Raw genomic sequence first — 9021 nt, forward strand, 5'->3', positions numbered from 1 at the left:
GGCGGAAACGAGCTAAGGAGGGCACCCGTGAGCGGGTCGACCAAGACTGCCGGTCCCGAGCGGATCGTGGACATCGCCGTGGGGTACATGGCGGCCAAGCAACTCTTCGCGGCGAGCCGGATCGGCCTGTTCACCGCGCTCGCCGCCGGGCCGTTGACGGCGTCCGAGCTGGCCGGGAAGACCGGCAAACCGGAGAAGATCACGCGCATCCTCGGTGACGCCATGTCATCACTCGGCCTCTTGTCCCGTGTGGACGGACGGTACGAACTGGCCGCCGACGCGGCGGAATACCTCGGCGGCGGTGAACTCGATCTGGCGCCGTTCCTGACCTTCCTGGACACGATCAGCTACCCGCATTGGTTGCAGTTCGGTCACACGGCCGACAGCGGCGAGCCCGGGAAGCTGGAAATGGACGACGCTCGCTGGGGCACGTTCATGTCCGGCGTGATGACCTACAACGCCCTGCACGCCAAGATGCTGGCGGGCGCCTTCGATTTCGGTCCCCACCGGAAGCTGCTCGACCTCGGCGGACTGTCGAGCGCGTTCGCGGTCGAAGCCATGAAGGCCAACGAAGAACTGCACACGACGTTCGTCTTCGACCCGGGCTTCACGGAGTCGGTCACCACCGCGGCGGCCCTGGCGGGTCTCGCGGACCGGGCGACCGTCGTCGGGGCGGAAACGCCCACCGCGCGTCCCGAAGGCGAGTTCGACCTGGTGATGGTCAACCACGTCGTCCATCGCTTCGACGCGAAGCAGAACGCGGAGATCCTGCGCAACGCCCGCGCGGCCGCGGCGCCGGGAGCGAGGTTGCTGCTGCTCGACTTCTTCCTCGACGACGACGCGCACCAGCGCCCGATCGACGCGCTGCACGCGGGGGAGTACCTGGTGATCGACGGAACGGTCGTCTACCCGGAGGCCGAGGTCCGGGAATGGCTGACCGGGGCGGGCTGGCGGGTCACCGACCGGCTCGCGCTGCCGGGCAGCCCGCGGGTGCTCGTCGCGGAAGCGGTGTGACCGTGACCCTCGATCCCGCGGTCAAGGAGCTGCTGGCCCGCAGCGAGCCGCCCGAAGCACCCGCCTTTCCGCCGACGGCCGCCGAGTTGCGTGCCGCTTTCGCCGCTTCGTGGCAGGCGCCCGAAACGGTCGAAGAGGTCGCTTCGGTCACCGATCATGTCCTGTCCTCTGGCGTCCGGGTGCGGCTTTACCTGCCTGACGCCGCTGGGGCGGTCCCGGCTTTCGTGTGGATCCACGGCGGCGGGTGGACGATCGGCTCGATCGACGAGAACGAGGTCGCGTCGCGGGCGGTATGCAATGCGGCGAAGGTCGCCGTCGTGGCGGTGGACTACCGGCTCGCGCCCGAGCACCCGTTCCCGGCGGCCCCGGACGACTGCTACGCCGTCGTCGAATGGCTCGCTTCGGGCGGCGCCGGGGACGCGGTGGACGCCGGGCGGATCGCGATCGGCGGGGAGAGCGCCGGCGGCAACCTGTCGACGGTGGTCTCGATGATGTCCCGCGACCGAAGCGGCCCGCCGCTGGCCGCGCAGGTGCTGATCTGCCCGGTCTACGGTCACCCGGACGACGGCTTCCGGTCCTACACGGACTTCGCCGAGGGGTTCGGCATGACGGCCGGGGCGATGCGGTTCTTCTTCGATCAGTACGTGTCGGATCCCGCCCAGCTGAACGATCCGTACCTGCTGCCGCTGCGGGCCTCGGACCTGACGGGGCTCCCGCCGGCGCTGGTGCTGACCGCCGAGTACGACGTCCTGCGGGACGAGGGGGAGGAGTTCGCGCGGCGCCTGACCGACGCCGGGACTCGGGTGGAGATGACCCGGTATTCGGGGCAGATCCACGGTTTCTACGGCCTGTACACGGATCTCCCGGCTTCGCCGCGCTCGCACGCGCACGTGGCGAGCTTCCTTACGCGGATCTTCGACTCCCGCAATTAGTCCTCTAGTTGCGGGTGGATCGTGCCGTCGTGAAGTGTCATGAAAGGGTCTTTCAGGACGAAAAGTGTCCTGAAAGACCCTTTCATGACATGGGGGAGAAGCGTCAGGGACGGCCGAGTCGCGCGAAGAACGACTCCAGGTGCTGCCCCTGCAAAGCGGTCGTCGAGAACTCCCCGGCGACCAGGCTCATCACGTTCGCCCCGGCGTTGATCAGGACGATCTCGTCGACCAGTTGCTCGTCGGGCGTCTCGGTGACGATGTCTCCGTCCTCCCGTCCCTCGGTGAGATACCGGTGCAGCAGGCCCCGCCACGAGCGGATGTGCTCGAGGTACTTGTCCTGCAGTTTCGGGTTCGTCAGCGAAAGCTGCCAGAAGGTGAGCAGGACGCGCCCCGCGGCGATGCGGTCTTCGTCGATCGGCATCGACGAGACGCACAGCTCCCGGAGCGCGACCAGCCCGCGCAGTTCGTCCAGTTCCACGTACTCGCGCATCATGCCGAGCGCGCGTTCGTAGGTGGCCTGGATGATGTCTTCCTTGCTGGGGAAGTACAGCTTGAGCGCACCGTTGGCGAAGCCGGCCGCGGCCGCGATCTCGCGCATGGTGGCGGCCTCGATCCCGCCCTGGGTGATCAAATCCCAGGTGACGTCGACGATGTGACTTCGCCGCTCGTCATGGTCGATGATCTTCGGCATCGGCAGACCTCCCACACTGGTTCTTCTACCAGTGTAGGAGATCAGGCGCGGTGATACACGCGGTGCCCGGCGAACCACGTTTGTGTCACCTTTGTCTTGACGAGCGCGGAAGGATCGGTTTGGAACGGATCGCGGTCCAGAACGACGAAATCGGCCGACTTCCCGGGGACCAGCGAACCCGTGACGTCGCCCAGTCCCATCGCGCGAGCGGCGGCGAGGGTGAAGACCTCGACCGCTTCGGCCAGCGTGATCGCCTGCTCCGGCCACAGCGCCCCGGGGAAGGCGCCGGTCGGGTCCCGGCGGGTCACCAGGCCGTGGATGCCCTCCCACGCGTTCGGGGACTCGCTGACCGGCCAGTCCGAACCGCCCGCGACCAGCGCGCCCTCGTCCAGCAGCGACCGGTTCGGCTGCATCCGTCCCGCCCGCTCGCCGGGCAGGACCTCGGCGATGGCCGCCGGGATGACCCCGGGGACCCACAGGAACGGCGAGATGTCCGCGGCGACCCCCAGCGCGGCGAAGCGCGGCAGGTCGTCGGGGTGGACGAACTGGCCGTGCGCGACCTGGAATCGCGCCTCGGTGAAACCCTCGGCGCGGACCTTCTCGACGGCGTCCAGCGTCGCGCGCACCGACGCGTCCCCGGTGCAGTGGACCTTGGCCGAGAGCCCCGCCGCGGCCGCGGTGCGCAGCCAGCCCACGAGCTCGTCGCCCGGCATGGTGGTGGCGCCGTGATGACAGGCGCCGTGGGCATCGTCCGGCAGGTACGGCTCCAGGAAGGCGGCGGTCCGCGTCGGCGGGACACCGTCGAGGAAGATCTTCACGAAGTCCGGCCGGTGGTGCTCGCTGCGGTACTGCCCGGCGACCTCCAGCAGCGGCGCGCCGATCGGGTCGAAACCGAAGATCGGGTCGTTGATCAGCAGCGACGACACGACCCACGCGCGCAGTTCGCCCGCGTCGTCGAGGGATTTCAGCGCGCCCAGGATGTCCGCGGAGACACCGGCGTCCTGGAACGCGGTGACGCCGTACGAATGCAGGGTGCCGATCCCGTGCCGCGACGCCGCGACGTGCTGCTCCGCGGTGAGTGTCCGGGTCTCGCTGAGCGCCCGCTCGACGGGGACACCCGCCGCCTCGAGCAGGACGCCGACGGGTTCACCGGTCGAAGGGTCGCGGACGATCTCCCCGCCCGCCGGATCGGGCGTCGAAGCGGTGACGCCCGCCAGCTCCAGTGCCCGGCTGCTCACCCAGCGGTTGTGCCTGCTGTCGTCGGAGAGCATGACCGGTCGTCCGCCCGCGGCCTCGTCGAGCGCGAGGCGGGCCGAAGACCGCGAGAGGGTGCTGACCAGGGTGGACGCCCAGGCGCCGCCGACCACCCACTCGTCCGGGCCGAGTCCGGCCGCGCGCGAGCGGACCGCCGCGAGGATGTCGTCCAGGCCCGCGTCGAGGCCGAAGTTCAGCTCGAACAGGGCCGAGCGCCCGGCGAGGGCGTGATGGTTGTGCACGTCGACCAGACCGGGCATCACGAACGCGCCGTCGAGGTCGACGACCTCGGTGTTCGGTCCGCGTTCGATGTCCTCCAGGGACAGCACCCGGCCGTCCTTGATCGCCAGTGACGACGCCCAGGGCCGGGCACCGTCCACTGTGTACACCTTGGCGTTGGTGAGGATGAGGTCGGCGGTCAAGGCTCAGCTCCCGGCTGGGTCGTAAGCCTCGGGGTGCACGGTGGTGCTCAGCAGCTTGCCGTGCGCGCCGAAGGTGAAGTGGGTGGGCGTGTTCCCGGTGGCGTCCAGTCCGAAAAGGACACCGTGCGAGCGCAGCCGTTTCGCGTCGCGGTGATCGGCGACGGTCACGGAGGCGCACGGGATCACCTTCTCGCGCCAGGCGAAGACGTAGATCCCGGGCCGCAGTTCGTAGACCGAGTTCTCGTCGGTGTCGGCGAGCCCCTTCTCGGGCCCGGCCAGGCACTGCCAGGTGTACCAGTGCGGGCTGAGGTACACGTGCTCGTAGGCGTGCGCGGTGCTGTACACCCACAGCACCCGGCGCCCGACCAGCGACGTCGTCGGGGCGAGCGATTCCCCACTGGGCTCGATGCCGCCGATGGTGGCGGCCAGGAAGGTCTGCGTGACCCGGGGCGCGGTGTCACCGATCTTGCTCAGCACGAGGAGCGCGCGGCCGCGGCGCAGGTCGAGCAGCAGGGTGAACGCCTCTTCCTGCCGCGCCTGCGGGTGGAACTGGACGTAGTACAGGTCGTCGTCGACCAGGAACGTCTCGCAGCGGTCGGTGCCGGTGCCGTGGTAGGTCCACTCGATCCGGGTACCGGAGAAGCCCGCGGTGAACCTGGTGCCGTCTTCGCAGGCGAGTTCGAAGGTGCGGCCGTGCAGGTCGCCGACCGTGGGGGCCTTGTTCGCGTCGAAACCGGGGGCGAGGCCGTCCAGCGGCAGCCAGGTGGACGTATCGGACAGGGTCAGTTCGGGCATCGGGAATTCCTAGTGATCGTGGGCGGAACAGTGGTCGTCAGCGGCACCGGAAGGCAGGTCGAGGGCCGGATTTCGGTCCAGGAAGCCGTAAGGACGCAGGGTGAAGCCGGAGTAGTCGACTGGCATGACCGGCCAGTCCTCCGGGCGCGGGATGTGGGTCGGGCCGAAGACGTGCCACAGCACGAGGTCGGTGTCGGTGAGGTCCCGGTCGGCGGCGGTCCAGGCAGGCAGGCCCGCCCCGCCCGGATGCGCGTTCGGCCGGTCGCCCGCCGGGAAACGCTCGTCCGCGCGGTACGGCGTCGCCCACAGGTGACGGGTGGCGAAGGTCGCCCGCTGGTGGACACTCGATTCCGGCTGCGCCATCAGCGTCGCGGACGGCCGGGGCACGAGCTGGTACGCGGTGGGGGTGCCGAGCCGGTTGGTCCGCTCCGAGCTGCGGATCTCCCAGACGCGTGCCTTGGCCGGATCCGCGTGGCGCTGCGCCTCCCGTTCGGTCCGCAGCGGGGTTTCCTTCCAGGTGAAGGCGTTCCCGTACGGGTTCTGCTCGCCCATCGGCACCCGCTCTACGTCGATCTCGACGAGCGAGTTGCGTTCGCCGTCGATCGCCACGTCCAGCCGCGCGCAGAACAGGTGCTGGTGCACCGGCGCGAACAGGCCGGGAGCTATCTCGTTGGCGTGCGGGTGTTTCGTGCCGGAGTGCGCGGCGCCGGCGAACACGATCCCGGTGGCCTTCGCCTCCAGTTCGACGGTGCCGTCGAGGTAGAGGTACCAGAAGAAGCCGTAGTCGTAGTTGCCGATGGTGGAGATGGACGAGATCACCAGCCGCCGCGAGCGGCGGACCTCGGCGCGGCCGTCGAGATCCGTGTGTTTCCACAGGATCCCGTAGTCCTCTTCGTGCATGCAGATCGCGCGCGGGATCTCGACCGGGTGGCCGTGGTCGTCGGCGACGAACGCGGGGAAGTAGTGGATGACGCCGAGGCAGTCGCAGCCGAGCCGCAGGTCGTTGCCGTTCTTGCCGAGCAGGTACTCGCCCGCGTCGAAGTAGCTGATCCAGAACCGGCCGGGCGCGGTGTCGCCGTAGGGCACCACCATCTCCGGTACCGACGCGCGGTGCAGCACCGACCGGTCCTGGAAGCTGATTTCGTGCAGCGTCAGGCCCTCGCGGGCGTTGAAGCCGACGCGGAGTTTCCAGCCCTCCCAGGTGACCTCGTGGCCGTCGACGGTGAAACTCGGGCCCTCGGGCTGGGTGATCTCGATCGGCTTGAGGGTGGTGCGGGCCGGGACGCCGCCGTAGCGGCCGTGCTCCGGCGGGACGGGCACGTCGCCCTCGTCCTCGACGCGGAGCACGCGCTGCTCGGTGAGGTTGATGTGCACGATCAGGCCCTCGACCGGGTGCGCCCACGGGCTGTCGGACTCGTCGTCGCGCAGGAAGGTCAGTGAGCGGATGACCCGGCCGGTTTCGTCAGGCCTGCCGAAGAAGCCGGGCGCCAGGGGAGCGCAGAAGGCGTGCTCGATCCGGTCGGCGAGCCCGCGCCGCTCCATCGCGGCCTGCCATTCCGGCGACGCCTTGGTGATCGACGCGGCGAGGTCGTACTCCTCGAACAGGTACGCGGGCTGACCGTCGCCGCAGTCCTCGGACGAGACCAGCGCGCTCTTGGCCAGCGAGACGACGACGTCGCGGGCCTGCCCGGTCGCGGTGTCCAGGAGCGTGTACTGGACGCGCCGATCGGCACCGGCGTCGGCTTTGTCCGGCTCGACCGGCAGTACCGCCGGGAACCGCGTGGTCGCGGTGAGCAGGCCCTCGGCGGCCAGGATCTCGCGGCCTGCGGAGAGTTCGTCGGCGGTCAGCGGGTCGAGCGGATGCGGCCTGGTCATGCTTCGCAGTCTTGCCGGTCCGCCCCCGGCTGAAAAGACCGCGCGGCCGTCGTGCGGCTGCGGACAAGAAGGATGCACTGACGGCCAACCTCCGCGAGCGGCCCGGACCGCAGGATGGCGCCATGCGACTGGATCTCGCGGGCAAGGCCGTGCTGGTGACCGGCGCGGCGTCCGGTATCGGCCTTGCCTGCGTCCAGGCGTTCCTGACCGAAGGCGCGCGGGTCGGCGTCCTCGACCGGGCCCCCGTGCCCACCCTGGCCGACGGCCTCCTGGCGGTCCACGCCGACGTCACCGACGAGCGGTCGGTGGCCGCCGCGGTCGACGCCGTGGCCACCCGGTTCGGCGGGATCGACGTCGTCGTCGGCTGTGCCGGGATCTCCGGCCCAGTGGGGACACCGGTCGCCGAAACCTTGGCGGCGGACTTCACCGAACTGATGGCGGTCAACGTCACCGGCCAGTTCCTGCTGGTCAAACACGCCGCGCCGTGGCTCACCGCGTCGAACGGCTCGGTCGTCCTGCTGGCCAGCGACTCGGCGTTCACGAGCGCGCCCGGCATGGTTCCCTACTGCGCTTCGAAGGGAGCCGTGGTCGCGATGACCAGGGCGCTCGCGGTGGATCTCCCCGGCGTCCGGGTGAACTGCGTCTGCCCGTCGGTGGTGGACACCCCGATGGCGCGCGGTGATCTAGGCGAGGCGCTCGACGATCCCGCGTTCCCGGTGCAAGCTCCTGAAGACGTCGCCGACCAGGTGCTCTATCTCGCGTCCGCGCGTTCGCGGACGGTCAACGGCCAGGCCGTGCTCGCCGACTTCGGCGTCTCGGCCCGTTCGGGTTTTCCCGCTTAGAAAGGACTCACGCGAGTGAAGAAGGTTGTCGCGATCACGGGTGGCGGTACCGGTATCGGCGCGGCGGTCGCCCGCCGGTACGCCGACGAGGGTGCCCAGGTAGTGGTGCTCGGACGGCGGCGCGAACCGCTGGAGAAGGTGGCGGCCGAAACCGGCGCGTACGTCGTCACCTGTGACGCCAGCGAACGCGAAGCCACCGAGAACGCCGTGGCGGAGATCGTCGGCAAGTTCGGCAGGCTGGACGTCGTGGTGGCCAACGCGGGCGGGCACGGCCTGTCTTCGGTGGTCGACACCGGTGACGAGGAATGGGAACTGGCCCTGCGCTCGAACCTGTCCAGCGCCTTCGTGTTCTGCCGGGCGGCGCTGCCCTCGCTGGTCGAAACCGGTGGGCAGGTGGTCATCGTGTCGTCGCTGGCCGGACTGTTCGCCGGGCCGAACGTCGCCGGGTACACCGTCGCGAAGCACGCCCTGATCGGGCTGACCCGCTCGATCGCCCGCGACTACGGGCCGAAGGGCGTCCGCGCGAACGCCGTCTGCCCCGGGTGGGTGCGCACCCCGATGGCGGACGGCGAGATGGACCAGTTCGCCGAGGCCGCGGGCTTCACCGGCGGGCATGCCGAGGGCTATCGCCGCGTCACCGCCGAAGTCCCGTTGCGCCGTCCCGCCGAGCCGGAGGAGATCGCGTCGATCGTGCGGTTCCTGGGCTCTTCGGAGTCGTCGTACATCACCGGTGCGGTGATCGTGGCCGACGGCGGTGCGCACGTGGTCGATCTGCCGACGCTGGCCTTCGAACGGGCAGGCATGGGCTCTTAGCCGTTAGGTGGGTCTGGTTGGTCGCGGGGTCGTTCCAACGACGCTTGCTCACTCACGACCCCCCTCGCGCATGCCTCCGCCGAGATTGCGAAAGCCTCTTTCGCAACCTTCAACGATATGAACGAGGCTTTCGCAACACGGTCGGTCTCCCGCAAGTCCGCGAAGGCCTCCTTCCCTACTCTCAAGGTAGGCAAGGAGGCCTTCACTACGCCGCCGATGCGGTCCCGGCCGGAACTCGAAGCCTGAGCGTGTCGCGAAAGCCACTTTCGCGACGTCTGATGTCCCCAAAGTGGCTTTCGCGACGTGGCCGGTGATGGGGTGCCCCAGCGCGTGAAGGCCCCCTTCCTTCGGCTCAGCCGAGGGAAGGGGGCCTTCACGCGCTT

8 protein-coding genes are annotated in these 9021 nt (G+C 69.6%); 4 read left to right on the forward strand and 4 right to left on the reverse strand.

Going from position 1 to position 9021, the window contains the following annotated elements; translation table 11 throughout:
- Positions 1-27: 27 nt before the first annotated feature.
- Together ACZ5IK_RS28375 and ACZ5IK_RS28380 are read left to right on the forward strand one after the other, a co-directional pair.
- Positions 28-1014 (forward strand): methyltransferase, encoded by a 987-nt coding sequence (locus ACZ5IK_RS28375; RefSeq protein ID WP_465490475.1) that lies wholly within the window; start codon positions 28-30, stop codon positions 1012-1014.
- Positions 1011-1946, forward strand: a complete 936-nt coding sequence (locus tag ACZ5IK_RS28380; RefSeq protein ID WP_465490476.1) for an alpha/beta hydrolase — start codon at positions 1011-1013, stop codon at positions 1944-1946. The genes ACZ5IK_RS28375 and ACZ5IK_RS28380 overlap by 4 nt, the downstream gene beginning before the upstream one ends.
- A 103-nt stretch (positions 1947-2049) precedes the next feature.
- On the opposite strand, the gene ACZ5IK_RS28385 is transcribed toward ACZ5IK_RS28380, so the two are convergent.
- From ACZ5IK_RS28385 to ACZ5IK_RS28400, 4 genes are read right to left on the reverse strand one after another with little or no spacing between them, the layout of a single operon-like run.
- The gene (locus ACZ5IK_RS28385; RefSeq protein ID WP_465490477.1) at positions 2050-2637 is read right to left on the reverse strand and encodes a TetR/AcrR family transcriptional regulator; all 588 of its coding nucleotides are present in this window, start codon (positions 2635-2637) and stop codon (positions 2050-2052) included.
- 41 nt (positions 2638-2678) lie between these two features.
- Positions 2679-4313: an amidohydrolase gene (locus tag ACZ5IK_RS28390; RefSeq protein WP_465490478.1), complete on the reverse strand. Its 1635-nt coding sequence runs from the start codon at positions 4311-4313 to the stop codon at positions 2679-2681.
- A 3-nt stretch (positions 4314-4316) separates the two neighbouring features.
- On the reverse strand, positions 4317-5108 hold the full coding sequence (locus tag ACZ5IK_RS28395) for a molybdenum cofactor biosynthesis F family protein (protein WP_465490479.1): 792 nt from the start codon (positions 5106-5108) through the stop codon (positions 4317-4319).
- A gap of 9 nt (positions 5109-5117) precedes the next feature.
- Positions 5118-6983 (reverse strand): primary-amine oxidase, encoded by a 1866-nt coding sequence (locus ACZ5IK_RS28400; protein ID WP_465490480.1) that lies wholly within the window; start codon positions 6981-6983, stop codon positions 5118-5120.
- Positions 6984-7105: 122 nt separating this feature from the next.
- Here ACZ5IK_RS28400 and ACZ5IK_RS28405 point away from each other — a divergent pair, with 122 nt between their 5' ends.
- On the forward strand, positions 7106-7825 hold the full coding sequence (locus ACZ5IK_RS28405; protein WP_465490481.1) for an SDR family NAD(P)-dependent oxidoreductase: 720 nt from the start codon (positions 7106-7108) through the stop codon (positions 7823-7825).
- A gap of 15 nt (positions 7826-7840) precedes the next feature.
- Positions 7841-8638: an SDR family NAD(P)-dependent oxidoreductase gene (locus tag ACZ5IK_RS28410; RefSeq protein ID WP_465490482.1), complete on the forward strand. Its 798-nt coding sequence runs from the start codon at positions 7841-7843 to the stop codon at positions 8636-8638.
- Positions 8639-9021 lie beyond the last annotated feature (383 nt).

It is taken from the genome of Amycolatopsis sp. NPDC031561, from assembly GCF_055580625.1.

Bases quoted from the DNA above. Each gene is read 5' to 3' on its own strand.
- ACZ5IK_RS28400 (WP_465490480.1), bottom strand. From the start codon at position 6,983: ATGACCAGGCCGCATCCGCTCGACCCGCTGACCGCCGACGAACTCTCC.
- ACZ5IK_RS28385 (WP_465490477.1), bottom strand. From the start codon at position 2,637: ATGCCGAAGATCATCGACCATGACGAGCGGCGAAGTCACATCGTCGAC.
- ACZ5IK_RS28395 (WP_465490479.1), bottom strand. From the start codon at position 5,108: ATGCCCGAACTGACCCTGTCCGATACGTCCACCTGGCTGCCGCTGGAC.
- ACZ5IK_RS28405 (WP_465490481.1), top strand. From the start codon at position 7,106: ATGCGACTGGATCTCGCGGGCAAGGCCGTGCTGGTGACCGGCGCGGCG.